The sequence below is a fragment of the Nonomuraea indica genome (assembly GCF_002850745.1).
GTDB classification, from domain to species: domain Bacteria; phylum Actinomycetota; class Actinomycetes; order Streptosporangiales; family Streptosporangiaceae; genus Nonomuraea; species Nonomuraea indica.
Map to the genome: position 1 here is coordinate 343,836 of NZ_KZ559467.1, position 24,548 is coordinate 368,383.

22 protein-coding genes are annotated in these 24,548 nt (G+C 73.0%); 16 read left to right on the top strand and 6 right to left on the bottom strand.

Annotated elements, in window-relative coordinates:
- Positions 1–65: 65 nt before the first annotated feature.
- The 6 genes from CXR44_RS41605 to CXR44_RS05740 all read left to right on the top strand — a co-directional run bounded on the left by CXR44_RS41605 (position 66) and on the right by CXR44_RS05740 (position 5,922).
- Positions 66–1,517 carry a CDP-alcohol phosphatidyltransferase family protein gene (locus tag CXR44_RS41605; RefSeq protein WP_281260247.1) on the top strand — a complete coding sequence of 484 codons (1,452 nt, stop codon included), beginning with the start codon at positions 66–68 and terminating at the stop codon, positions 1,515–1,517.
- Positions 1,514–2,137 carry a DUF5941 domain-containing protein gene (locus CXR44_RS41610; protein ID WP_101783820.1) on the top strand — a complete coding sequence of 208 codons (624 nt, stop codon included), beginning with the start codon at positions 1,514–1,516 and terminating at the stop codon, positions 2,135–2,137. The genes CXR44_RS41605 and CXR44_RS41610 overlap by 4 nt, the downstream gene beginning before the upstream one ends.
- A gap of 78 nt (positions 2,138–2,215) precedes the next feature.
- On the top strand, positions 2,216–2,947 hold the full coding sequence (locus CXR44_RS05725) for a phosphocholine cytidylyltransferase family protein (protein WP_101783821.1): 732 nt from the start codon (positions 2,216–2,218) through the stop codon (positions 2,945–2,947).
- 111 nt (positions 2,948–3,058) lie between these two features.
- The gene (locus CXR44_RS05730; protein WP_101783822.1) at positions 3,059–4,099 is read left to right on the top strand and encodes an iron-containing alcohol dehydrogenase family protein; all 1,041 of its coding nucleotides are present in this window, start codon (positions 3,059–3,061) and stop codon (positions 4,097–4,099) included.
- Positions 4,077–4,844 (top strand): CDP-alcohol phosphatidyltransferase family protein, encoded by a 768-nt coding sequence (locus CXR44_RS05735; RefSeq protein ID WP_101783823.1) that lies wholly within the window; start codon positions 4,077–4,079, stop codon positions 4,842–4,844. The genes CXR44_RS05730 and CXR44_RS05735 overlap by 23 nt, the downstream gene beginning before the upstream one ends.
- A gap of 193 nt (positions 4,845–5,037) precedes the next feature.
- Positions 5,038–5,922 carry a glycosyltransferase gene (locus tag CXR44_RS05740; protein WP_101783824.1) on the top strand — a complete coding sequence of 295 codons (885 nt, stop codon included), beginning with the start codon at positions 5,038–5,040 and terminating at the stop codon, positions 5,920–5,922.
- On the opposite strand, the gene CXR44_RS05745 is transcribed toward CXR44_RS05740, so the two are convergent.
- Positions 5,894–6,610, bottom strand: a complete 717-nt coding sequence (locus tag CXR44_RS05745; RefSeq protein WP_245898861.1) for an acetoacetate decarboxylase family protein — start codon at positions 6,608–6,610, stop codon at positions 5,894–5,896. The genes CXR44_RS05740 and CXR44_RS05745 overlap by 29 nt on opposite strands.
- A 155-nt stretch (positions 6,611–6,765) precedes the next feature.
- Between CXR44_RS05745 and CXR44_RS05750 the strand changes: the two genes are divergently transcribed.
- Positions 6,766–7,209 (top strand): RNA polymerase sigma factor, encoded by a 444-nt coding sequence (locus CXR44_RS05750; RefSeq protein WP_281260253.1) that lies wholly within the window; start codon positions 6,766–6,768, stop codon positions 7,207–7,209.
- Positions 7,206–8,135 (top strand): hypothetical protein, encoded by a 930-nt coding sequence (locus tag CXR44_RS05755; RefSeq protein ID WP_101783827.1) that lies wholly within the window; start codon positions 7,206–7,208, stop codon positions 8,133–8,135. The genes CXR44_RS05750 and CXR44_RS05755 overlap by 4 nt, the downstream gene beginning before the upstream one ends.
- Here the strand turns inward: CXR44_RS05755 and CXR44_RS05760 are convergent.
- From CXR44_RS05760 to CXR44_RS05775, 4 genes are all read right to left on the bottom strand, one after another.
- A complete protein-coding gene (locus CXR44_RS05760) occupies positions 8,132–9,100 on the bottom strand; it encodes a glycosyltransferase (RefSeq protein ID WP_101783828.1) in 969 nt (322 codons plus the stop codon). The genes CXR44_RS05755 and CXR44_RS05760 overlap by 4 nt on opposite strands.
- 56 nt (positions 9,101–9,156) lie before the next feature.
- Positions 9,157–10,674 (bottom strand): acyltransferase family protein, encoded by a 1,518-nt coding sequence (locus tag CXR44_RS05765; protein ID WP_180903197.1) that lies wholly within the window; start codon positions 10,672–10,674, stop codon positions 9,157–9,159.
- Positions 10,675–10,850: 176 nt separating this feature from the next.
- Entirely contained in the window at positions 10,851–12,479 is a 1,629-nt protein-coding gene (locus tag CXR44_RS05770) for an LCP family protein (RefSeq protein ID WP_101783830.1), read from the bottom strand.
- Positions 12,480–12,623: 144 nt separating this feature from the next.
- On the bottom strand, positions 12,624–14,159 hold the full coding sequence (locus CXR44_RS05775) for a hypothetical protein (RefSeq protein WP_245898863.1): 1,536 nt from the start codon (positions 14,157–14,159) through the stop codon (positions 12,624–12,626).
- A gap of 164 nt (positions 14,160–14,323) precedes the next feature.
- Here CXR44_RS05775 and CXR44_RS05780 point away from each other — a divergent pair, with 164 nt between their 5' ends.
- The 3 genes from CXR44_RS05780 to CXR44_RS05790 all read left to right on the top strand — a co-directional run bounded on the left by CXR44_RS05780 (position 14,324) and on the right by CXR44_RS05790 (position 18,424).
- Positions 14,324–16,372, top strand: coding sequence for a hypothetical protein (locus CXR44_RS05780; protein WP_342748528.1), 2,049 nt, complete (start codon positions 14,324–14,326; stop codon positions 16,370–16,372).
- 95 nt (positions 16,373–16,467) lie between these two features.
- Positions 16,468–17,361, top strand: coding sequence for a glycosyltransferase family 2 protein (locus CXR44_RS05785; protein WP_245898864.1), 894 nt, complete (start codon positions 16,468–16,470; stop codon positions 17,359–17,361).
- A gap of 1 nt (position 17,362) precedes the next feature.
- The gene (locus CXR44_RS05790) at positions 17,363–18,424 is read left to right on the top strand and encodes a glycosyltransferase family 4 protein (protein WP_101783833.1); all 1,062 of its coding nucleotides are present in this window, start codon (positions 17,363–17,365) and stop codon (positions 18,422–18,424) included.
- Here CXR44_RS05790 and CXR44_RS05795 read toward each other — a convergent pair.
- Positions 18,325–19,284 carry a lysylphosphatidylglycerol synthase domain-containing protein gene (locus tag CXR44_RS05795; protein WP_101783834.1) on the bottom strand — a complete coding sequence of 320 codons (960 nt, stop codon included), beginning with the start codon at positions 19,282–19,284 and terminating at the stop codon, positions 18,325–18,327. The two genes, CXR44_RS05790 and CXR44_RS05795, sit on opposite strands and share 100 nt — an antisense overlap.
- Positions 19,285–19,387: 103 nt before the next feature.
- Between CXR44_RS05795 and CXR44_RS05800 the strand changes: the two genes are divergently transcribed.
- The 5 genes from CXR44_RS05800 to CXR44_RS05820 all read left to right on the top strand — a co-directional run bounded on the left by CXR44_RS05800 (position 19,388) and on the right by CXR44_RS05820 (position 24,485).
- Entirely contained in the window at positions 19,388–20,206 is an 819-nt protein-coding gene (locus CXR44_RS05800; RefSeq protein WP_101783835.1) for a class I SAM-dependent methyltransferase, read from the top strand.
- A 38-nt stretch (positions 20,207–20,244) separates the two neighbouring features.
- On the top strand, positions 20,245–21,222 hold the full coding sequence (locus tag CXR44_RS05805) for a lysylphosphatidylglycerol synthase transmembrane domain-containing protein (RefSeq protein ID WP_245898866.1): 978 nt from the start codon (positions 20,245–20,247) through the stop codon (positions 21,220–21,222).
- A gap of 91 nt (positions 21,223–21,313) precedes the next feature.
- The gene (locus CXR44_RS05810; protein ID WP_101783836.1) at positions 21,314–22,432 is read left to right on the top strand and encodes a glycosyltransferase family 4 protein; all 1,119 of its coding nucleotides are present in this window, start codon (positions 21,314–21,316) and stop codon (positions 22,430–22,432) included.
- Between the two features lie 32 nt (positions 22,433–22,464).
- Entirely contained in the window at positions 22,465–23,544 is a 1,080-nt protein-coding gene (manB, locus tag CXR44_RS05815; protein WP_245898868.1) for a mannose-1-phosphate guanylyltransferase, read from the top strand.
- A gap of 44 nt (positions 23,545–23,588) precedes the next feature.
- On the top strand, positions 23,589–24,485 hold the full coding sequence (locus tag CXR44_RS05820; protein ID WP_101783838.1) for a DNA-3-methyladenine glycosylase family protein: 897 nt from the start codon (positions 23,589–23,591) through the stop codon (positions 24,483–24,485).
- Positions 24,486–24,548: the final 63 nt, after the last annotated feature.

The following is a 24,548-nucleotide window of genomic DNA, read 5'->3' on the forward strand; positions in this document are numbered from 1 at the left end:
ATATCGCGTCGCCCTGTCGCTACGCTGAGTCCACGCACCCCCGCGCGACCGGGAGGACCTGCGCATTGACCGACTCCATGACCCGCGCGAGCGCGTCCACCTCGGTGGTGCTGCTCGCCACGACCCCCGCCTGCAGGCTTCCCTGTGCCGGCGGCACGCTGCTCGACCGGATCAACGACCAGCTCTCGCGGCTGCCCGTCCGTGACGTCCAGGTGATGACGCCCGGCGGCGGGGCCGCCGCCGACCTGCGCGGCATCGCCAAGATCGCGCGCGCCGCGACGGGCGTCGTGGTCGTGCTGCCGGCCGACCTCGTCGTCCACACCGAGGCGCTCGCCCAGCTGCTGGAGCACCCCGCGCGCGGCAGTGCCGCGCTGGTCTCCCTCGACGCCGCGGGAGGGCCGCTGCGGCCGCCCGCCCGGGTCGAGGGCGGCCGCGTCGTGGCCTCGGGCAGCTCCTTCCACACGGTGCCCGAGGCGAACGCCACCTTCCGCGGCGTGCTGCAGGCGGGCGAGGCCGACCTCGCGTCGCTGGGCGACGTCGCCGAGGAGCTCGCCGACCTCGCCGAGTCCGGGCGGCTCGGCCCCGTCACCTCCGTTGAGGTCGTCGACCTGCTGCTCGTCGGCCTGGTACGGGCCGGCGCCCGGGTGCGTGTGGCCCGCCTCGGGCCGCTGCACGCCGACCGCGTCACCGGCCAGGCGGCCGCCGACGCCGCCGTCGGCAGGCTCGCCGACGTGGACGAGGAGCAGGTGCGCCTCGACACGGCGATCAAGGACCGCGACGGCTTCTTCACCACCTACTTCGTCTCGTCCTGGTCGCGCCACCTGGTGCGCCCGGCGGCGCGGCTCGGGCTCACCCCCAACGCCGTCACCGGCATCTCGGTCGCGCTGGCCTTCCTCGCGGCCGTCTGGTTCTCCGCCGGCGACCGCGGCGCGCAGATCGCCGGGGCCGCGCTGGTCTACCTGTCGTTCGTGTGCGACTGCCTGGACGGACAGCTCGCCCGCTACACCCGCGCGTTCTCGCCGTTCGGCGCGTGGATGGACGGCATGGCCGACCGGCTCAAGGAGTACGTCGTCTACGCCGGCCTGGCCATCGGCTACGCCGCCGGCCTCCCGTGGAGCGGCGGCGGCCCCGACGGCATCTGGTACCTCGCCGTGGCCGCGATGATCATGCAGGTCGTCCGGCACGGGACCGACTTCGCCTTCGGCGGGTGGCGTGCCGACAGGCGGATCGGCGAGCAGTGGCCGAAGCCGGTGCGCTCGCTGCTGGAGGCGAGCGACGGCGGCGGCCACGACGCGCCGCGCAAGGGCGTGCTGCGGGTGGCGCTCGCGATGGAGCGCGGGTCCGCCGCCCGCTGGCTGAAGAGGATGATCGTGCTGCCGATCGGCGAGCGGATGGCGCTGATCGCCGTCACCGCCGCGGTCTTCAACGCCCGCGTGACCTTCCTGGCGCTGCTCTGCTGGGGCGCCGTCGCCCTGACGTACCAGCTCGCCGGCCGGATACTGAGGACGGCACGATGATCACGACGCACATGACCCCGGTGCCCCGGAGCACGGTCGTCACCTACCGCGACGACGGGCCGCTCTCGCGCGGCATGGGCCTGCTGGTGGCGGGCCAGCTCCCGCCGCTCCCGCCGCTGGTCGCCGGGACGTTCGTCGTCGGCGTGCTGCTGCTCATGGGCGTGGCCGGCAGCGCGGGGCTGGCCGTGTTCGTGCCGCTCGTGACGCTGCTGCTGGCAGGGCCCGGCAGCTCCCACCCGCACGACGGCCGCTTCGACTGGCTGGTGCCGCCGATCCTGCGGGCGATCGAGTACACCTTCATCGCCGCCTGCGGGTTCGCCCACGACGTCGATCCGGTCCTGATCCTCCTGCTGCTCGGCGCCCTCGCCTTCCACCACTACGACCTGGTCTACCGGCTGCGCCAGCACGTCTACCCGCCGCCCTGGCTGGCGACGTTCGGGCTCGGCTGGGACGGGCGGATGCTGGTGGTCTCGCTGGCCGTCCTCGTCGACCTGACGGCGGCCGGATTCGTGCTGCTCACGCTCTACCTGTGGGCGTTGTTCGGCTGGGAGAGCCTCACGTGCTGGCTCGCCTCACCCCGTACGGGAGTGGAGACGGGCGAGACGGGAACGCAAGACTAACGGCGGATTACCCGCACAGGCCCCAAAGGCAACTAACCTTTGGGGCCAAGGTAGTCATGCTCGACCAAGGAGTGCACGTTGCTGGGAATGGTGCTGGCCGCTGGAGCCGGACGACGTCTGCGGCCCTACACCGACACGCTGCCCAAGGCGCTCGTGCCGGTCGACGGTGAGACCACGATCATGGACATCTCGCTGCGCAACCTCGCCGCGGTCGGCCTGACCGACGTCGTGGTCATCGTCGGATACGCGGCCCAGGCCGTGCACGACCGCAAGGCGGAGCTGGAGGAGCGGCACGGCGTCAAGCTCACGCTCGTGCACAACGACAAGGCCGAGGAGTGGAACAACGCCTACTCCCTGTGGTGCGCGCGCGACTACTTCGCGCAGGGCGCGCTGCTCGTCAACGGCGACACCGTCCACCCCGTCTCGGTCGAGAAGACGCTCCTGGCCGCGCCCGAGACCAGCGACATCCTGCTCGCCGTCGACGACGTCAAGAAGCTCGCCGACGAGGAGATGAAGGTGACCCTCGACGGTGGGGCGCTCAAGCGGATCACCAAGCTGATGGACCCGGCCGAGGCCTACGGCGAGTACATCGGCGCCACCCTGATCAGGCCCGGCGCCGCCGAGCGGCTGGCCGACGCGCTGCGCGCCACGTTCGAGCGCGACCCGCAGCTCTACTACGAGGACGGCTACCAGGAGATGGTCGAGCGCGGCGAGACGATCCACGTCGCCCCGATCGGCGAGGTCGACTGGGTCGAGGTGGACAACCACGACGACCTGGCCAAGGCCCGCACCATCGCCGTCCGCTACTGAGCCAACCGTTGGCTGAGCCGTCTTGTGATGAGCCGTCCGTTACGGAGAAGGGGGCCAGGTGTCGCTTGTAGCACGCAGGAGTGAGGGGGCCCGGTGCCGCTTCTAGCGCGGATGCTCCCGGCGCCGCTGACCATGGAGGTCAGGCGCGGCGCGGTGGCCCAGCTCGGCGCGTTGCTCGCCGACAGCAGGGTGGCCACGTCCGGCAGGGTCGCGGTCGCCGTGGGCCCCGGCCAGGGCGACCGCATCGAGGGCCTGATCGCGCCCACGCTGGGCGAGGCGGAGGTCTTCCGGGTGGCCGACGGGTCCGTCGACGCGGCCGTCTCCCTCGGCGCCGACCTGCGCAAGGGCGCCTACGAGGTGGTGGTGGGCGTCGGCGGCGGGCGCACGATCGACGCCACCAAGTACGCCGCCTCGCTGGCCGGCATCCCCATGGTCGCCGTGGCCACCAACCTGTCCCACGACGGCATCTGCTCGCCGACCGCCTCCCTGGTCTACGAGGGAGGCAAGGGCTCCTTCGGCGTCCCGATGCCGCTGGCGATCCTGGTGGACCTCGACTTCGTGCACGCCGCGCCCGAGTCGCTGGTGCGCTCGGGCGTGGGCGACGTGGTCAGCAACCTCTCGGCCATCGACGACTGGATGCTGTCCAACGTCGAGCGGGGCGAGCCCATCGACGGGCTGGCCTGCTCGATGGCGCGCACCGCCGCGGAGGCGCTGATCGGCCGGCGCGACTCCATCGAGTCCGACGCCTTCCTGACCGTGCTCGCCGAGTCGCTGATCCTTTCGGGCATGTCGATGGTGATCGCGGGATCCTCGCGGCCTTCCAGCGGTGGAGATCATGAGATCCTGCATGCCGTGGATCAGCTCTTTCCCGGCACCTCCAACCACGGCGAGCTCGCCGGCATCGGTGCCGCCTTCTGCTTCTTCCTGAGGGAGGACGCCGGGCGGCTCGCGCAGGTCACCGAATGCCTGCGCCGCCACCAGCTGCCGGTCACGCCCGCCGACATCGGCCTGAGCACCGAGCAGTTCGCCGAGGCCGTCGCGCTGGCGCCCGCCACACGTCCCGGCCGTTACACGATCCTGGAGCACCTGCGCCTCCCGGACTCCGAGATCAGGGATCGGGTGGAGGACTATGTCCGGGCCTTCGGTCGCTGAGCTGCGGCGGGTGGCCCAGCCCGCGGGCCACCTGGAGCGCCGCAACGGTGAGCACTGGGCCGGCGTGCTCTACATGCGCCGCATCTCGATCTACGTCACCTGGCTGATGGCCAAGACGTCCGTCACGCCCAACCAGCTCACCTGGGTGATGACGGTGGCCGGGGTCGCGGCCGGTGTCGTGCTGGCCCTGCCGGGGTTCTGGGCCGTCGTGGCCGCGGCCCTGCTCGTCCAGGTCTACCTGCTGCTCGACTGCTCCGACGGCGAGCTGGCCCGCTGGACCGGCAAGACCTCGCTGACCGGCGTCTACCTCGACCGGGTCGGCGCCTACTTCACCGAGGCCGCGCTGCTCGTGGGGCTCGGCTGGCGGGTGTCGGCCGTGCTGCCCGACTGGTACACCGTGCTGGGGGTCGCCGCCGCGCTGGGCGCGATCCTCATCAAGGCCGAGAGCGACCTGGTGGAGGTGGCGCGGGCCAAGGGCGGCCTGCCGGCCGCCTCCGAGGCGTCCGCGGTGCAGTTCCGCTCCGGGCTGCTGAGCCTGGGCAGGCGGGTGCTGGCGGCGACGAAGTTCCACCGGATCGTCCAGCCGATCGAGCTGTCGCTGCTCGTGCTGGCGACCACGGTGATCGACCTGGTGGCCGGCGGGCTCACGGCCACCCGGCTGCTGCTCGTCGCCTGCTTCGTGGCGGCGTGCCTGCAGACGGTCCTGCATCTGGTGAGCATCATGGCGTCCAGGCGGCTTGCGTGATCTTGCCGCGGCCGTCCCGGAACCAGCCGGGTGCCGCATCCGTCGTATTGATCGGACGTCGGCGGTTCGGTAGGGGTTCACACCCGGTTCCGATACGCTTAGCTCCACCTATCAGATATGTGCAGACCAGCAGACTCGGTGATCATGAAAGCATGCTCCGCTCGTGACCTCAACGCGTCAGGACGATGATTCGTTGAAGATCTCGTGCGTCATCCTCACCATGGGCAACCGGGTCGCGGAGCTGAACCGGGCGGTCGAGTCCGCGCTCCACCAGATCGACGGCGACGTCGAGGTGGTGATCGTGGGCAACGGCGCCGACGTGCCCGAGGTGTCGGCGACGCCACCCGAGGGCTCGGCCGCGACCGTCAAGACCATCCGGCTCGACCGTAACACCGGCATCCCGGCCGGCCGCAACCGCGGCGTCGAGGAGTGCTCGGGCGACGTCGTGCTGTTCCTCGACGACGACGGCTGGTACGCCAACCAGAAGGTCGCCGCGCACGTGCGCGACCGGTTCGCCACCGAGCCCGACCTGGCGGTCATCTCCTTCCGGGTGATGGACCCCGATGGCGGCGCCGGGCAGCGTCGCCACGTTCCCCGCCTGCGGGCGGGCGACCCCGAGCGGTCCTCACCGGTCACCACGTTCCTGGGCGGCGCCTCGGCGGTACGCCGCTCGGCCTTCCTCCAGGTGGGCGGCCTGCCGGAGCGGTTCTTCTACGCGCACGAGGAGACCGATCTCGCCTGGCGGCTGCTCGGTGAGGGCTACCGGATCGAGTACGACGCCGAGACGGTCATGTACCACCCGCAGGTGCCGCCGACCAGGCACGCCGACTTCTACCGGCTCAATGCCCGCAACCGGGTCTGGCTGGCCCGGCGCAACCTGCCGTGGCCGCTGGCGGTCCTCTACCTGCTCGACTGGATCGTGCTCACCCTGATCCGCGAGCGCGGCGCGGGGCCGGCGCTGAAGGCGTGGTTCACGGGCTTCTTCGAGGGCCTGCGCACGCCGGCCGGCGAGCGCCGCCCGATGGCGTGGCGCACCGCCTGGCGCATGGTCAAGCTGGGCCGCCCGCCGATCGTCTGACCGGAGCCTCCGCGTCGCCCGGCCGCAGCTCGCGCGCCGCACCGAAGATCATCTCCGCGTGGTCCACGGTGGACGACATCAGGGCGCGCTTGGGCAGGCCCAGCTCGCTGAGCTCCTTGGCGATCGGGTGGTTGCCGAGCCGGATCAGCGCCCCGCCCGGCCGTGCCCGCACGCCGCGGGCCCGCACCGCCCACGGCACCTGCCGCGTCACGCCGTCGCGGTGGGTGTAGGCCTCCAGGCCGGTCAGCGCGGGCGGCCCCGGCACGGGCAGTCCGGGTCTGAGGAGCAGGTCCAGCACCAGCCGCCCGTCCCGGCGTACGATGCAGCGCTTGAACGGCGAGCCGAGCCGCAGGTCGATGTCCGCGAGCTCCTTGGGGAAGCCCCAGATGGCCCGTCCCGCCTCCAGCGTGAACCCCTGGTCCACCGGCAGCCAGTGGACGAACGTCCCGGCGTGCGCCAGCTCGCCCAGCCCGGTGGCGCCTGCGCGGCCCGGCGGCTGGACGAGGAAGGCCACGCCGAACTCGTGGTAGGAGTCGAGGTCGCCGTCACGGTAGTCGACGAACGCCAGCGCGCACACGGCCCTGCCCGGGAACACCTCGGCGATCTCCAGGCCCGAGTAGGCGATCACCGCCCTGGCCACGTCGGCGCGCACGGTGTACAGCACGCTGCAGACGGCCGCGTCTCTCACCCGGACAGGCATGCTGACCGTTCGCCCCTGGATCAGATGCGATGCCATGGTTCCAGTACACCAACCGGAAACGCGTGTGACCATTCCTCCGCCCGTCACGTCTGGAGTGATGTGACAGAAGCGACAACGCGGAGGGCGTCATCGACATCGAGGACCTGTACCGCGAGCACTGGCCGCTCGTGTGCGGGTTCCTGCTGCGCCGGACCCGTGACCCCCATCTGGCCGAGGACCTCGCCCAGGAGACCTTCGTCAAGGCCACCCGGGCCCTGCTGGGCTGGCGGGGCGAGAACCCGGCCGCCTGGCTGCTCGCCATCGCGCGCAACGTCCTCGTCGACCACGTCCGGCGCGCCAGACGGGAGCTGCCGCTGCCCGACGCCGGCGAACTGGGCGTGCCGCCCCTGCACGTGGCCGCCCTCGACGTCCGCGACGCGCTCGACCGGCTCCCGGAGCAGCAGCGCAGGCTGCTCGCGCTCGTCTACCTGGAGGGCTTCTCGCTGGTGGAGGTGGCCGCGATGACCGGCCGGAAACACGCGACGATCAAGACGGCGGTGTGGCGGGCCCGAGCCGCCTTCGCAGACAGCTACGGAGGGGTGCGATGAGCGAGGACGAGGCCGTGCTGGAACTGCCGGACTTCGACCCGAAGGTGACCCGCAGAGCGGTGCGCCGCGGCGTGCTCAGGACGGCCTCGGTGGTGCTGGCCGCGCTCCTGGTGGCCGGCCTGGCGGCCGCCGGCCTGGCTTTCGTGCAGCAGCGCGGGGACCGCGGCGAGCGGATGAGGGACATCCTGGGCACGGCGTTCAAGATCTACAACCCTGCCTACGAGGTGGCGGTGGACACCTGCTGCGAGACCACGCCACTGTCGATGAGCTTCACCATCAGGGCGAGCCAGATCAGGGCCGCACGCGGCTTCACCGAGAACGGCGGCTCCACCCACACCATCACGCAGAACTTCTTCGGCCGGGTCGGCAGGCTGCCTCTCGGCAACTACGCCAACACCACCTTGAGCACCAACCTCGCCAACGTCGGCACGGACCTCCAGCGGAAGGAGAACATCAGGAAGGTCCTGGCCCGGCTGCCCGACGGGCTCAACGCGCTGGCCGTCATCGAGTTCGCCACGCCGGCACGCACAGCGGAGCTGACCGCGTTCACCCGCGACTTCGATCTCTGCCCGCGAAAGGTCGTCTACGAGCGGCGGCCGGGCTCGGTTCCGATCACCTGGGGCATGACCACCTGGGACCGGGCGCCGATGCCGGAGGAGACGACGTCGTGCGCCGACGACATGAAGAACGACCTGGAGGGCTTCCGTGCCTGGTCGCGGCTGCTGCGTGACCACGACGACGCCAACCTGCGCCACTTCGACCTGTCCCTGGCCCGGCTTCGCAAGGCGGCGAACGACGGGCTGGCCTACGCCGTCGTGGAGGACCTGGCCTCGGTCAAGGAACTGCGCAAGGTGATCGAGGACCCGCGGGTGCGTACCGTACGACTGGCCGACGTGGCCTTCGACCTGGAAGACCATCGCGGCTAGACCGTCACCGGCCGGGCCGGCGCGGTGACGCCGGCCCACCCCTCCAGCCTGGCCACGAAGGCCGCGGCCTGGTCGGGCCAGTGGTGGCGCAGCAGCGCCTCGGCGTGGCCCCGGGCGCCGAGCGCCGAACGCCGGGCCGGGTCCTCCTTCAGATCCAGGACGGCCCGCGTCACGGCCGCCACGTCCAGCGGCACCACCACGCCGCAGCCGACCCGCTCCACCAGCGGTCCGGCCTGGGGCGTGGTGACCACGGGCACGCCCCGGCCCATGTAGTCGAGCACCTTGGCCGGCACCCCCTCGACCTGCGGGGCAGCCAGGGACAGGCCCGCCAGCGCGCCGCCGGTCATCCGCAGGGCGTGCCGGTTGGGCACGTACCCGAACCAGTCGAGCAGCCCGACGCGCTGGGCGTCGCGCAGCAGCGGCCGGACGGCCGGGTCGGCGGCGCCGATCAGGTCCATCCGGATGCCGTGCGGCGCCAGGCGCCCGGCGAGCGCGATCAGCTCGGCCACCCCGCGCTCGGCGGACAGCCGCCCGAGGTGCACCACCCGGGTGTCGCCGGGCACCTGCGGCGCGGTGGCGGCGAACGTCGCCTCCGGCACCAGTTCGGGCGTGCACACGTGGTGCCGCCGCTGCGCGCGGCTCAGCCGCCTCGCGCCGACGTCCTCGCGTACGTCCCAGACGACGGGCGGGCGGCGGTGCGGCAGGGCGCGCAGCAGCGCGTGGTCGTGCACCACCAGCAGGTCCGCGCCGGCGGAGCCACGCCGCAGGGCCGCGCCGGCCCGGCCGTACCCGGCCCGGTACGGCACGTCGATCGCGGTGAGCCCCATCGCCGGGGTGACGTTGAAGTGCGTGAAGGGCGCGACGTAGGTCACCTCGTGGCCCGCGTCGAGCAGCGCCCGGATCTGCCGGTGCATGATCCGGGCGTCCTCGGGGTGGTGGACGGTCGTGCCGACGCATACGCGCATGGCTCGATGGTCCGCGTTGACCCGGAAAAGGACGTAAATGCGGGCCGAACTACCGCTTAACTTCCGGAGGGGCGGCGATAGAGCCAGGTCAGGCGCGGCTCCAGCAGCCACTTGAACACTGTGCGCGTCTCCGGCAGGCACAGCACGATGGCCAGCGCGAAGCAACTGGAGCTGATGGCGAGCACGCCGAGCGGACCGAACAGCCACGGCTGGCTGAGCCAGCCCATCTCCTTGGCGATGAGCACGGGCACCCCGTGCAGCAGGTAGCAGTAGAGGGTGCGGGTGCCGAGGTCGGAGTACCAGGTCTCGGTGCGGGGCACCAGCGCCAGCACGGCGAAGCACAGGGCCAGCGAGCACACCAGCAGGCCGGTGCGCAGGCCGATGCCCATGTACCAGGACAGGTCCATGTCCTGGTAACTGTTCTTGAAATAGAACGGCGCCAGCTTCGCCCGGGACGCGATGAGGACGGCCACGGCCGCGGCGGCCAGCACCGTGACCACCGAGACGATCTTGATCCAGCGTCGGTCGAGCATCTCGAAGTGCTCGGGCTGCATCACCAGCCCGATGACGAAGAACGGCAGCAGACCGAAGAACCGGTCCATGCTGAAGTCACCGGAGATCTGCGAGAACCCGGCGAACAGGTAGATCGCGATGGCCACCGGCACCGGGTGCTTCATCCGCTTCCACACCGGTGTGGACAGCCGCCAGAACAGCAGCGCCAGGAGGTACCAGTTGAGCCAGGCCGGATCGATGATCGTCAGGCTCCACTTCTGGCCCAGCGCGAACCGGAGCGCGGCGTAGCCGACCTCCACGATCACGTACGGGACGACGAACGTGTCGACGAGCTTGTTCGTCTTGGCGTTGGAGTTCCAGAAGTTGCGGGACAGGTAGCCGCTGATGAGCACGAACAGCGGCATGTGGAAGACGTAGATGAAGATGTAGGCCGCTCGGGAGGAGTCGGCGTCGAGCGTCGGCACCAGCGAGTGGCCGATCACCACGAGGGCGATCAGGACGAACTTGACGTTGTCGAGGTAGGGGTCGCGCTTGCGGCGGGGTGGCGGCGCCTGCTCGGCGGCCTTCTGCTCCTCGTGTGGCGGCTCCGCCACGGCGACCGCGGCGCGCGGGCCGCCGCCCGGCTGAGGGCCGGGCCCGGCAGGCGCCTGCGGACCGGCGACCCGCTGAAAGGCCGGGACCTGCGCCGGGTGCGGCTGGGGGGCGGGCGGCTGCGCGGGGTGTGGCTGAGGGGCGGGCGGCTGCGCGGGGTGTGGCTGGGGCGCGGGCTCCTGTGCGGGGTGCCGCTGGGGGGCGGGGACCTGCGCCGGGTGCGGCTGGGGTGCCGGGACCTGCGCCGAGTGGGGCTGAGGGGCGGGGGCCTGCGGCAGGGGCTGGGGGGCCGTCTCGCCGGGAGCGTGGGGGTCGGGCGGCAGGGCCACGTGCGGGTCGGTCTGCTCGCTCCAGAAGCGCTCCTCCGGCAGTGGCCACCGGGAGCCGGTGTGGGCGGGGCCGGCGCCGTCGCCTGGCCCGCCCGCGCTCGGGGGAGAGGTGACCGGAGAGGAGTGCTTGTGGTCAGACACTACGGAGTCGCTCAGCTTCGCTCGGGGCCGGGGGAACACGACGGCCGCCGTGCCCTTACAGGCACCTTGACGGCGCTAGGCGATCACGTCGCCGACCCGCACCACATTATCGCCGCTTGAAGGGTCCTGTCTCTCGGCCGGGCCGATAGAAGGCCCTTACACAGCGAACTTTGAGGTCAGACACAGACGTTCTTCTGCTGACTGGCGATGATCGTGCTGTTGTTGACGCTGTCGGGCAGCTTCTCCACCTTCACCGACTTGAAGTCGGCGCCGACGATGAGCTGGACGACCGGCACCTTGCCCGTCGTGGCGGGGGCGGACGGCAGCGGCACCGGCGAGGTGTAGACGTCGGTGGTGGCGGGCCGCACCTTGCCGGCGGTGGGCGTGGGCTTGGGCAGCACCATCCCGGCCAGCACGTTCGCGTAGTCGCCGCCGGTGGCGGCGGTCTTCGGGTAGCGGATCTGCGTGGCCGGCAGCGACTTGCCGTCGGGAGTCTGGTAGTTGCCCAGGCCGACGACCCGGAAGCCCTGCTTGCTGAGCAGGTCGGCGACCTCGCGGGCCTTGCCGAGGGTCGTCGTGCCGTTGAGCACCTGCACCTGCACCTGCTCGATCTTCACCTTGACCTTGGGCGTGGCGCCGGCGCTGGCGGACGGCGTGGGCTGGGCGATCTCGGTGTCGGACAGGATCGCGGCCCACAGGTCCTTGGCCTCCGGCTTCCAGACCACGCGGTTCTCGTCCTCGGGGTCCGGCATCCACGGCACGGTGATGAACTTGACCCCGCCCGCCGTCATCTTCTGGGCGCTCTGCGCGATCTCGATGAGCTTTTCCTGGTTGTTGGCCAGCTCGGGGTCCATGGTGACCGACTTGGCGGCGGCCTTGATGAAGCCGGTGAGCTGCGGCACGTCGGTGAGCAGCTCGCTGCTGGTGGCCTTCGCCACCACCTTGCTGAGGAAGATCTGCTGGCGCTTGATGCGCTGGATGTCGCTGCCGTCGCCGTACTTGCGCAGCCGCACGTAGCCGAGGGCCTGCTCGCCGTTGAGCCGGCTCTTGCCCGGGGGGAGGGTGAGCTTGGAGGCCCTGTCGTTGACGCCGGACTTGAGGCAGATCTCGATGCCGCCGAGCGCGTCCACGATGCTCTTGAAGCCGCTGAAGTCGACCTCGACGAAGTGGTCGACGCGGATGCCGGTGAGCTGCTCGATCGTGGACATCGTGCAGGCGATGCCGCCCGAGTTGTACGCCGAGTTGATCATGTCCCGCCGGGGCGGCATGACCTGCTTGGTCGTCTCGTTCTTGCACTGGGGGATCTGCACCATCGAGTCACGCGGGAAGCTGACGAGCTGCGCCTTGTCCCGGTCGGGGGAGATGTGCATGAGGATGATCGTGTCGGTGCGTTTACCGCCGGCGTCGGCCATCCTGGCCTGGGCCTGGCCGTACCTCGCGTTCTCCTTGCCGGCGCGGGTGTCGGAGCCGACCAGCAGCACGTTGAGCGCGCCGGTGGACGGGGGGCGCGGGTTGATGATGTCCTTGTTGACGTCCTTCTTGTTGATGGCGCCGAAGGCGTCGCGATAGACCGTGTAGCCGGTCAGCGAGCCGGCGACCATCACCGTGGTCGTCGCGATGCTGATCCACGCCAGGACGCGCATCCTGTTGCCGCCGCCACCGCCGCGGCTGCGACGGCCGCGCGGGGGCAGGTCCTCCGGTGGCGGCGGCGGGGCCGCCGCGGCGGCCCGGCGGGCCATCCGGGAGCCGGGCTCGGTGGGGGCGACCCTGCGGTCCTGTGCGGACACGCTCCTCAAGTCGGTCATGCGCCCCCTCGCCTGCTCCGGTGCACCTCGCGCGTCGGCTCGGTCGTTCTGCGCCACGAGACTAGGTCACGTACGGCGTGCTCGGGGCCATGACTGAGGGAATCGGTCATGACCCTGCGCTGGTGAATCAGGGCCAAAGCATACTCAGAGCTGGACATTGCGTGGAATATCATCGCCAAACTGATCACGTCCGCCCAGGTCAGAACGGCCGGTGAGAACGGCCGCCAGACAGGCCAGCGGCACGGCCGGAAGCACGTACCGGTAGTCGAACTCGGCCACGGCGGCCGGCACGACGAGCAGCGTGACGGCCACCGCCCAGGGGGGCAGCCAGGCCGGCCCGCCCCCGGGGCGCGGGCGGGCGGCCCCGTCGCGGCGGCGCGCACGCAGCGCGGTCAGCGCGGGCGGGACGAGCAGGATCACCAGCAGCGCGGTCCCCGGCAGCCGGGCGACGTCCTGGTAGGCCCGCAGCCACCCGGCGAACGGCTCGGCCACCTCGGTGCCGATCGCGCCGCGCTCGTAGCGCCGGCCCATCTCCACGCCGAGCTGCGCGGCCCACCGGCCGGGCGGTGGGGGCGACGCCGCCGGGAACTCGTAGTAGCCGTAGATCTCCGCGTCGGGGTAGACGGGGCGGCCCCAGACGAACGTGCGGCCCAGCTCCCCGAAGACCGAGGCCGCGTAGTCGAGCGGCTGCTCCCGGATGGCCAGCGTCGCGAAGCGCCGGGCCAGTCCGTCGTTCTCGGCGGTGAAGGTGATGCCGGGCAGCACCACCAGCGGGGAGTTCCTGGCCCACAGGTACTCCTGCGACGGCGGCCGCCGCTCCGGCGGGCGCGGGTCGCACAGCACTCTCAGGTCGGCCGGCGGGTCCATCTCGGCGCAGTCGGCGAACGACATCGTGCGGGCGTAGAGGAACGCGCCGTTCGCCCCGACGATGCCGAGCCGCTGGTAGGTGGCGTAGAACCAGGTCCCGTACGCGACGACCGGGACGAGCGCGGCGACCGCGAGCACCCCGGCGACCCGGGCCCGCCCCCGCAGCACGAACCACACCCCCAGCACGGCCACCAGCGGCAGGCCGACGGTCCTGGTGAGGGTGGCGGCGCCGAGCAGCAGCCCGGCGGCCACCACCCTGCGGCCGCCGTTCCGCGGGCCGGGCCGCTGGACCAGCACGACCGCGCCCACCACGAGGAACATGAACAGCGTGTCCGAGACCAGCAGGTGCTCCAGCTCGACCTGGTAGGCGTCGAGCAGCACCGGCGCCGCGGCCAGCGTGGCGGCCCACCGCGGCGCCCGTCGCGCGGCCAGGTAGACGAGCGCACCCGTGGCCAGGCCGAGCAGGTGCTGCGCGGCCGTCACCACGGCGAAGGAGTGGAACGGCTCCAGCAGCTTGAGGAACGCGGAGTAGCCCGCGGGCCGCACCAGGTCGGGGCGCGGCCTGAAGACGGTGACGATGTAGGTGTAGGAGTCGGGGAACCACAGGGCGGGCCGGTAGCCGAGCATGGCCAGCGCGCGCAGCGCGGCTCCGGCGGCGAGCACCCAGAGGAACCACCGGTGCCGCCGGGCCGCCGCGAACGTCAGCCGCTCGCGGACCGCGCCGAGCCTCCCGGCCGGCGCACCGCGCCGCCCGCGGGAGCCGGCGCGCCGCTCGGGCGCGGCGGCGTCGGGCCGTTCGGCCTCCTGCTTCACCGCGGGCCCGCCCACCGGGACGGGCGAGGTCCTCCGGAGCGGCCGGCGGGCGGAGCTGAGGCGTGGTGCACGTCGCGTACGCTACCCGCGTCGGGGGACGGGTCGCGTCATCACGGGTGCGGCGGCACGTCGGATACCCTCGCAGATCACCGATGGGATCCCGCGTGCTCCACCTGCCAGGAAGACCGTCGGCGGGCAGGGTGCTCGCCGTGGCCTCGCTGCTGCCCGCCCTGGCCGTGGCCGGCTGGCTGCTGGCCGGGCTGCCGCTGCTGCTGGCCGGTCACTACACGCCGCTGCCGGCGGCGCTGCTCGGCCTGGCGGCGACCGCGCTGCTGGCCCTGCCGGTCCTGCGCGGCCCCGGGCCGCCGGTGGAGGCCACGGCGCGCCAGGCGGGGGCGGTGTTCGCCGTCGCCGCGGCCTCGGGGGTGTTCAACGCGCTGCTGCACGCCGAGCAGCTCGCCGTCCGCCGCGACCCCGCCACCTACGCCCAGTACGCCGCCTGGCTGGCCGGGCACGGCTCGCTGCCGATCGAGGTGCGGGCGGAGGCGTTCGGCGGCGCGGACCCGGCGCTGGCCTTCGACAGCGTGGGCTTCTTCCCGGCGGACGGGGCGGTCGTGCCGCAGTTCATGCCGGGGGCGCCGCTGTTGTTCGCCGCCGGTGACTGGCTCGGCGCGATGTCGCTGACACCGGCCGTGCTGGGGGCGCTCGCCGTGCTCACGCTGGCGGGGGTGACGGCGCGGCTGGCCGGGGCGCGGTGGGCCCCGCTCGCGGCGCTGACGTTCGCGGTGTGCCTGCCGGTCCTCTACACCTCCCGGACCACGTTCAGCGAGATCCCGTCGATGATCCTGCTGTTCGGCGGCCTGGCCCTGCTCCACGACGCCCTCGCCCGGGCCGCGCGGCACGGGCTCCCGCGCCGGGGTGAGGCGGCGGTGGCCGGCCTGGTGTTCGGGCTGGCGGTGCTGGTCAGGGTCGACGGGCTGCGCGACGTGCTGCCGGTGCTGGCGTTCGCGGGACTGCTGGTGGCGCTGCGCCGGTTCGCCAGGCCCGAGGGGGCGGCCGGTCTCCCGCTGCTCGCCGGGGTCGTGGCCGGTGCGGGACTGGGACTGTTCGCGGGGTACGTGCTGTCGCGGCCCTACCTGGAGTACCTGTCGCGCTCGGTGCGGCCGCTGCTGCTCATCTGCGCCGCCGTCCTGGTGCTGACGGCCGTCGGCACGGCGGCGGCCCCCTGGCTGGCGCGCGCGCGGCGGCCCGCGTGGCTGCCCGGAGCGGGCGCCGCGGTCGTCGTGCTCGTCGTGGCCGGGCTCGCCGTCCGCCCGTGGCTCCAGACCGTGCGCCGCACGCCCGTGACGGAGGAGGACGGGAGGACCGCGCGGTTCATCGAGGAGATCCAGAAGGCCAACGGCCTGCCTCCCGACGGCGAGAGGCTCTATTTCGAGCAGTCGCTGCACTGGGTCGCCTGGTACGTCGGCGTGCCGGTGCTCCTGCTGGCCACGCTCGCCGCCGCGCTGCTGGTCCGCCGGCTGCTCGACGGCCGCTCGTTCGCGTGGCTGGCGCCGCTCGCCGTGATCGGCTGGACCACGGTCAGCACGCTGCTGCGGCCGGAGATCACCCCCGACCACCCGTGGGCGGCCCGCCGCCTGGTGCCCGTCGTGATCCCCGGGCTCGTCCTGCTCGCCGTCTGGGGGCTCGCACGGGTGCTGGACAGGCTGCCCGACCGATCGGGCGGCGGGCTCGACGGCAGGGGACGCGGCCGGCGCTGGGCGGCCGGCGTGGGAGCGGCGCTCGTGCTCGTGCCGCCCGCCGTGACCTCGATCGGCACGGCGTTCACCCCGGTGGAGCGCGGGGAGGCGGCGGCCGTGGCCGCGCTGTGCGCCCACATCCCGCGCGACGCCTCGGTGCTCATCGTCGAGCGGGTCACCGGTGACCGTTTCACGCAGGTCGTCCGCGGCATGTGCGGCGTCCCGGCGGCCAGGGTCCGCCACGCCTCCGGCGGCGACACGGCGGCCGAGCACGACGTGCGCCGGCTGATCAACCGTGTGCGGGCGGCCGGACGGGTGCCCGTCGTGCTGGCCGCCGAGGCCGCGCAGGTCGCGCCGTACGGTCCGCCCCGGCAGGCGATGGCGCTGGTCACCCGGCAGGACGAGCGGTCGCTGACCGGCCCGCCCGACGGCACCTGGTCGCTGCGGATCAACGTGTGGATGGCCACCGGCTGACGCGGCGCCGAGCCCGATGTGGACCCGCTTCCCGGCCGGGCAGAGTACCCTCGACGCACGTGAGCACGCCAGAGACCCCCCAGAGTGGAAGCACCGTGGAAGAAGCGCCATACGTCACGATCGTCCTGCCCTGTTACAACGAGCAGGACCACGTCATCGACGAGGTGGAGCGCATCACCCGGGCGATGGACTCCAGCGGCTACACCTACGAGCTGGTCGCCGTGGACGACTGCTCGACCGACGAGACGCTGCTGAGGCTGCAGGAGGCGGCCCCCCGGTTCCCGCACCTGCGCATCCGCGCCTTCCACCGCAACGGCGGCTCCGGCACCGTGCGCCGGATCGGCACCCAGGAGGCAAGGGGCGAGATCGTCGTCTGGACCGACGCCGACATGACCTACCCCAACGAGCGCATCCCCGAGCTGGTGCGCATCCTGGAGAAGGACCCGGCGATCGACCAGGTCGTCGGCGCGCGCACCAGCGAGGAGGGCTCGCACAAGCTGCTGCGCGTCCCCGCCAAGTGGGTGATCCGCAAGGTGGCCGAGATGCTGGCCGGCCAGAAGATCCCCGACCTCAACTCGGGGCTGCGGGCCTTCCGCAAGTCGGTGGCCAGGCCCTACCTGCGGCTGCTGCCGCCCGGCTTCTCGTGTGTCACGACGATCACGCTGTCGTTCCTGTCCAACCAGCACGACGTCTACTACCTGCCGATCGAGTACGCCAAGCGGGCCGGCAAGTCGAAGTTCAGCTTCGTCTCCGACGCCTACCGCTACATCCTGCAGGTGCTGCGGATGATCATGTACTTCAACCCGCTCAAGGTGCTCATGCCGCCGGCGCTCTGGCTGGTGGCCATCGGGCTGGTGAAGGGCGTCTGGGACATGGTCCAGCACCCGTTCTACTTCCCGGCCAACACCGTCATGATCTTCCTGTCCGGCATGCTCATCGGCTCGGTGGCGCTGCTGGCCGACCTGATCGTGCGCTCGCGGGGCGACTGACGTGCGCATCGCCGTCATCGGCCCCACCTACCCGTACAAGGGGGGCGGGGCCCAGCACACCACCGAGCTGGCGCACCGCCTGGCGGCGCTGGGCCACGACGTGGTGATCGAGTCCTGGCGCGCCCAGTACCCGTCGTTCCTCTACCCCGGGCAGCAGACGATCTCCGCGCCCGAGGGCACCCCCTACCCGCGCACCGAGCGCCGGCTCGACTGGCGGCGCCCCGACGGCTGGCTCGCCGCCGGGCGGCGGCTCCGCTCGGCCGACCTGGTGGTGCTCGCCGTGCTCAGCCCCGTGCAGGTGCCCGCCTATCTCGGCATCCTGTACGGCCTGCGCCGCCGCGCCGAAGTGGTCGCCCTGTGCCACAACGTGCTGCCGCACGAGCGCAAGCCGTACGACGAGCCGCTGATGAAGGCGCTGCTCAGGCGGGTCGACGCCGTGCTCGCCCACTCCGAGGAGCAGGGCGCGCTGGCCCGGACGCTGACGTCGAGGCCGGTGGCCGTGGCGGGGCTGCCGCCGCACCTGCCGTCCACGCACGCCGAGCGGTCGGCCGCGGTGCACCGGCGGCTGCTGTTCTTCGGCATCGTCCGGCCGTACAAGGGGCTCGACCTGCTGCTGCGCGCGCTGCCCGACGGGGTGTCGCTGACCGTGGCGGGCGAGTTCTGGGGCGGGCTGGAGGCCACCGAGGCGCTCGTCCGCGAGCTGGGTCTCGCCGACCGGGTCGAGCTGCGGCCGGGCTACGTGCCGGCCGAAGAGGTGGCGCCGCTGTTCGCGCGGGCCGACGCGCTGGTGCTGCCCTACCGCCACGCAACGGCCAGCCAGAACGTCTGGCTCGGTCACGAGCACGGCGTCCCGGTGATCGCCACCCGGGTCGGCGCGCTGGCCGACCACGTCACCGACGGGGTCGACGGGCTGCTGGTCGAGCCGGGCGACGTGGGTGCGCTCCGCGCGGCGATCGAGCGGTTCTATGCCTCGGGGGAGCCCGAGAGGTTGCGGTCGGGGGTCAGGGCCGTGGACCCGGAGCCCTTCTGGTCGGCGTACACCGGCACGCTGCTCGGCCTCTGACGGCCCAGCAGCACCGCCACGCCCGCGGCGGCGACGTCGGCCAGCGTGAACGCCAGCCGCGACACGACCGCCACGGCCAGCGCCGCCCCCTGGCCCACCAGCGGCGCGAGCACCAGCACCAGCGCGCCCTCGCGCACCCCCACCCCGGCGGGCACGACCACGGCGAGCAGCCCGGTCGCCCAGGCGAAGGCGTAGGCGCCGGTGGCGACCACGTACAGGTCCCACCGGCCCGCCAGCAGCCAGATGTGCAGGCCGTAGACGAACCAGCCGAGCGCCGTCCACGCGGTGGCCACCAGCACGGTCCGGCCGGGCAGCACGGTCTCCAGCGGCTCCCTGCGCGCCAGCCGCAGCGCCAGGCTGAGGCCCCAGGTGAGCACACGGGGATGCAGGCACACGGCGATCACCGGCACGAGCAGCAGGAGGTACCACGCCTCGCGCAGCGCGTCACGGCCGGCCAGCGTGGCGGCGGCGATGGCGAGCGCCACCCCCAGGTTGATCACCAGCGACAGCGAGATGCAGGCGAACGTGCGGCGCGGCGGGCTGCCGTGGTCGCGTCCCAGCTCCATCATCGCCGCGTACGCCCACACCGAGCCCGGGATGTACTTGCCGAGCTGGCCCACGAACATGATCCGCCCGGCCACCCGGACCGGCAGCGGCGAGCCCAGTCCGGCCAGCACCTGCCGCCAGGCGACCAGATGGCACAGCTGGCCCCCCAGCACCGCGGCGAACGCCCCGAGCAGCACCCACGGCGACAGCCCGGCGAGCTTGGCCGCGGTCTCGTCCCAGTTGCGGGCCAGCCCGTAGCCGAGAAAACCGAGTGCGACCAGCGCCAGGACGACGCGCAGCAGGCGGCGGAGCATTCGCCAAGGGTACGCGCGAACGTGACCCGCCGGTAGGGTCCACGCGAGCCTTCACGCCGTCGAAGGCGGGGCGGCGGTGCCGGCGACGGTACTGTAGGGCGGCGTGAGTAAGGAACGCGTCGCGCAGCTCGAATACTCCGAGTTCCAGTCGGCCATGCTCGACGAGGCGAAGCGCCGCCGCAAGGCCGCGAAGATCATCGCGGTGCTGGAGCACTTCCAGGGTCCGCTCACCGGGCTGACCGTGGGCGACGTGGGCTGCTCGGCCGGGTTCATCGCCGACGAGCTGGCCGGCGCCGGGGCCGGGCACACGCTGGGCGTCGACATCGACGTGCCGGGGCTGCGCAGGGCCGCCGACCGGTTCGGCGAGCGGGTGGCGTTCGTCTGCGGCGACGGCACGGCGCTGCCGTTCCCCGACGGCTCGCTCGACGTGCTGGTGTTCAACCACATCTACGAGCACGTGGTCGACCCGGACGCCGTGGTGGCCGAGATGCGCCGGGTGCTGTCCGACCGGGGCGTGCTCTATCTCGGGCTGGGCAACCGGCTGGGCATCATGGAGCCCCACTACAAGCTGCCGTTCCTGTCCTACCTGCCGCCCGCGCTGGCCGACCGCTACGTGCGCGCCTTCGGCCGGGCCGACCACTACTACGAGCGCTTCCGCACCCGGCGCGGGCTGCGCAGGATGCTGCGCGCCTTCCACGTGTGGGACTACACGATCCCGGTGCTCGCCTCCCCGGAGCGGTTCGCGGGTTCGGAGCTGTTCCCGGGGGTGCTCGGGCGGCTGGCCCGCGCGGTGCTGGCGCGCACCCCGCGCGCCGCGTTGCAGCTGCTGCTGCCGCTGGTGCCCACCTACCTGTGGGTGGCGACCAAGACGCCGCGCCGCCCGGCGGGCGCCGCGCTCCCACAGCCGCCGCAGCCGCTGTGACGCCGGGTGAGGCGGGCCCGGCGGGGCGGGGCGAGACCGTGAGACGCGACGACCTCCCCGAAGAGGGCGCCCCGGGAGAGGGCGCGGCGGACGGCGGCGCCCCTGAAGAAGGCGCCCTGGGAGCGGGGGCCGTCGCGGCCGGCGGCGGGCGGTCGAGAGGCCGGCGGCTGCTGCGGGTCGGGTTCCTGCTGGTCGCCCTCGGGTTCGGCGGGTGGGCCGTGGCCTCGCAGTGGGACGGCGTGGTCGCCGGGTTCGCCCGGCTGGAGCCGGCGATGATCGCCGCGTCGCTCGCGGCCGTGGTCGCCGCGCTGCTCGGCGCCATGCTCACCTGGCGCACCCTGCTGGCCGACCTCGGCTCGCCGCTGCCGTTCCGTCCGGCCACCAAGGTCTTCTTCGTCGGCCAGCTCGGCAAGTACATCCCCGGCGCCGTCTGGCCCGTGCTCGCCCAGATGGAGATGGGCCGCGACCTCGGCGTGCCCCGGGCGCGCAGCGCGGCGGCGTTCTTCCTCATGATGCCGATCCAGCTCGCCACCGGCCTGCTCGTCACGCTCGTCACGCTCGGCTGGGACCGCTACGGCTGGCTGCTGCTGCTCGCCCCCGTGCTGCTCGTGCTGCTGGAACCCAAGGTGATCAACGGACTGATCGGGTTCGGCCTGCGCAGGCTCGGCCGGGAGCCGCTGGAGCACCCCCTCACCCGGCGCGGCATGCTCACCGCGCTGTGCTGGGCGCTGGCCGGCTGGGTCTGCTACGGCCTGCACCTGTACGTCGTCCTCCCGCAGGCCGGCCCGGTCTTCGCGATCGGGGCGTTCGCGCTGTCGTGGTGCCTCGGCATCATGACGGTCGTCGTGCCGGCGGGCGCGGGCGTGCGGGAGGCCGTCATGGTGGCGGTGCTGTCGCCCGTCCTGGACAGCGGCCCGGCCATCGCGGTCGCCCTGTGCTCCCGGGCCGTCATCATCGTCGGTGATCTGCTCTGCGCGGGTTTGGCGGGAATCGCGGCGCGACGCGGCCGTACGTGATTTGAGCCACCATTTGGGGGAGGCTGGTCATAAGCTGAACACAGAGGGGGACGCCGTCCCGCGATGATCTTGAGGGGAGAAGATCTTCGTAATGCCTCGAGTGCTCGTCGACGCGGCGGCGGTCCCCGCGGACCGCGGCGGTCTGATCAGATACGTGGACGGGCTGGTGGCCGGGCTCGACGGAGCGGGGGCGGACCTCGTCGTGGTCTGCCAGCGCGCCGATGCCGAGCGATACCGGCGGCTGGCTCCTTCGGCCGACGTCATCCCGGGTCCCGTCTCCATCACCAACAGGTCGGCCCGGCTGGCCTGGGAGCAGACGGGCCTGCCGCTGGTGGCCCGCCAGGCCGGCGCGCAGGTGATCCACGCGCCCTACTACTCGATGCCGCTCAACGCCGGCATGCCGATCGTCGTGACCGTGCACGACGTCACCTGGTTCACCGAGCCCGAGCAGCACAGCCCCGACAGGGCCGCGTTCTTCCGCTCGGCCACCCGTACCGCCGTGCACCGCGCCAACCGGGTCATCGTCCCGTCCAAGGCGACCCGCGACGAGCTGGTGCGCGTGCTCGCCGCCGACCCGACCCGCATCGACGTCGCCTACCACGGCGTCGACCAGCGGCTGTTCCACCCGCCCACCGAGGAGGAGCGCCGCCGCGCCGCCGAGCGGTGCGGGCTGCACGGCAGGCCGTACGTGGCCTTCCTCGGCGCCCTGGAGCCGCGCAAGAACGTCCCCAACCTGATCCGCGGGTTCGCCGCCGTCGTCAAGGACCTCCCTGACGCGCCCGCGCTCGTCCTCGGGGGCGGTGTGCACGAGGACGACGTCGACGCCGCCTGCCGCGAGGTCGAGGCGACGGTCAAGGTGGTGCGCCCCGGCTTCTTCCGCGCCCCCGACCTGCCCGGCTTCCTCGGCGGGGCGCTGGTGGTGGCTTTCCCGTCGCGCGGAGAGGGGTTCGGCCTGCCGGTGCTGGAGGCCATGGCCTGCGGCGCGCCGGTGCTGACCACGCACCGCACGTCGCTGCCCGAGGTGGGCGGCGACGCCGTCGCCTACACCGAGCCCGACGCCGACAGCATCGCGGTCGCGCTCGGCCGGCTGCTGTCCTCCCCGGACGAGCGCCGGCGGCTCCAGGAGGCGGGGCTGGCCAGGGCCCGCGAGTTCACCTGGGAGGCCTCGGCCGAGGCGCATCTCGCCTCTTATCAACGTGCCGCCGAATAGTTGGATAATCTCGCCGAGTGATGGAGACCTCTGTGCCAGGCCTCGAAGCGATCCTCCTGGTCGGCGGGCAGGGCACCCGCCTGCGTCCGTTGACGCTCGGCACGCCCAAGCCGTTGCTGCCGACCGCCGGCGTGCCCTTCCTGGCACACCAGCTGGCCCGCGCCCGCTCGTTCGGGGTGCGCAGGATCGTCTTCGCCACCTCCTACAAGGCGGCGATGTTCGAGCCGGTGTTCGGTGACGGGGCCGAGTTCGGGCTGTCGCTGGAGTACATGACGGAGGAGACGCCGCTCGGCACCGGAGGCGCCATCCGCAACGCCGCCGAGGGCCTCACCGCGGCGCCCGGCGACCCGGTGCTCGTGCTCAACGGCGACATCCTGTCGGGTCACGACATCGGCGACCAGGTGCGCACCCATCTCGCCAGGAACGCCGCTGTAACGCTCCATTTGACGGAGGTGGAGGATCCGACCCGGTTCGGCTGCGTGCCCACCGACGGCGACGGGCGCGTCACCGCCTTCCTGGAGAAGACCCCCAACCCGGTGACCAACCGCATCAACGCCGGTTGCTACGTCTTCACCCGCTCGGTCATCGACCGCATCCCGCGCGACGAGGTCGTCTCGGTGGAACGCGAGACGTTCCCGGGGCTCATCGAGTCGGGCGAGCTGGTCCTCGGCTACCCCGACCGCACCTACTGGCTCGACGTCGGCACCCCGGCCGCCTTCGTCCAGGGCTCGCGCGACCTGGTGCTCGGCCGCCTCGGCTCGCCCGCGCTGCCCGGTCCGACCGGTGAGCACCTCGCCCTCGACGGCGCGGACGTCTCACCGGAGGCCAAGGTCAACAACGGCACGGCCGTGGGCGCCCGCGCCGTGGTGGAGGCGGGCGCGGTGGTGTCCGGCAGCGTGCTCAGCGACGAGTGCGTGGTGGAGGCGGGCGCGACGGTGGTCGACTCGGTGCTCGGGCGCGGGGCGCGGATCTGCTCGGGCGCGGTGGTGCGCGACGCGGTCATCGGCGACGGCGCCGTCGTGGGCCCGGGCAACGAGCTGCGGGCGGGCGTCCGTGTCTGGCCGGGCGTGCGGTTGCCCGAGTGCGCCGTCCGCTGGTCCAGCGACGTCTGACCCCGCGGCCCCGCGCACGCCCCCGCAGGCGGCACACTGGACGGGTGCACGAACGCAGGTGGGCGCCCCCCGGGCCGCTGGACGTCGGGCTGGCACTGGGCCCGCACCGGCGCGGCTCCGGTGACCCCACCTGGCGCCGGGCCGCCGACGGTGCCGTGTGGCGGACCTGCCGCACCCCCGACGGTCCCGGCACGCTGCGGGTGAGCGTCCGGGACGGTGCGGTGCTCGGCCGGGCGTGGGGCGCCGGGGCCGGCTGGCTGCTGGAGATGATGCCCGCCTGGCTCGGGGCCGACGACGACGTGTCGGGGTTCGAGGCCAGGCACGAGGTGCTGGCCGACGCGGCGCGCAGGCACGCCGGGCTGCGGATCGGGCGGACGGCGCGGGTGCTGGAGGCGCTGGTGCCCGCCGTACTGGAGCAGAAGGTCGTCGGCCGCGAGGCGTTCCGGGCCTGGCGCTGGCTGCTGCACCACTACGGCGAGCCCGCGCCGGGCCCCGCGCCCGACGGCATGCGGGTGGTGCCCGAGGCCGAGGTGTGGCGCCAGATCCCGTCCTGGCACTGGCACCGGGCGGGCGCCGAGTCCGTGCGGGCGCGGACCATCGCCACGGCCGCCTGGCACGCCGCCAAGCTGGAGGCGGCGGCCACCACGGCCGAGCTCGACCGGCTGCTGCGCGCCCTGCCCGGCGTGGGCGTGTGGACCTCCGCCGAGGTGCGGCAGCGCGTGTTCGGCGACCCCGACGCCCTCAGCGTGGGCGACTTCCACCTGGCCAAGATCGTCGGGTACGCGCTGACCGGGCAGAAGACCGACGACCCGGGGATGCTGCGGCTCCTCGAGCCGTACCAGGGGCACCGGCACCGGGCCGCGGTCCTCCTCACGCTGACCGGGCTGCGCCCGCCGGCGCGCGGGCCGCGCATGGCCGCACGCGACTACCGCTCCTTCTGATCCGGCCCGCCCCGGCGATCAGGGGTCGCCGTGCCCCGCCCGGGCGGGGTCGCGGGAAGAAGG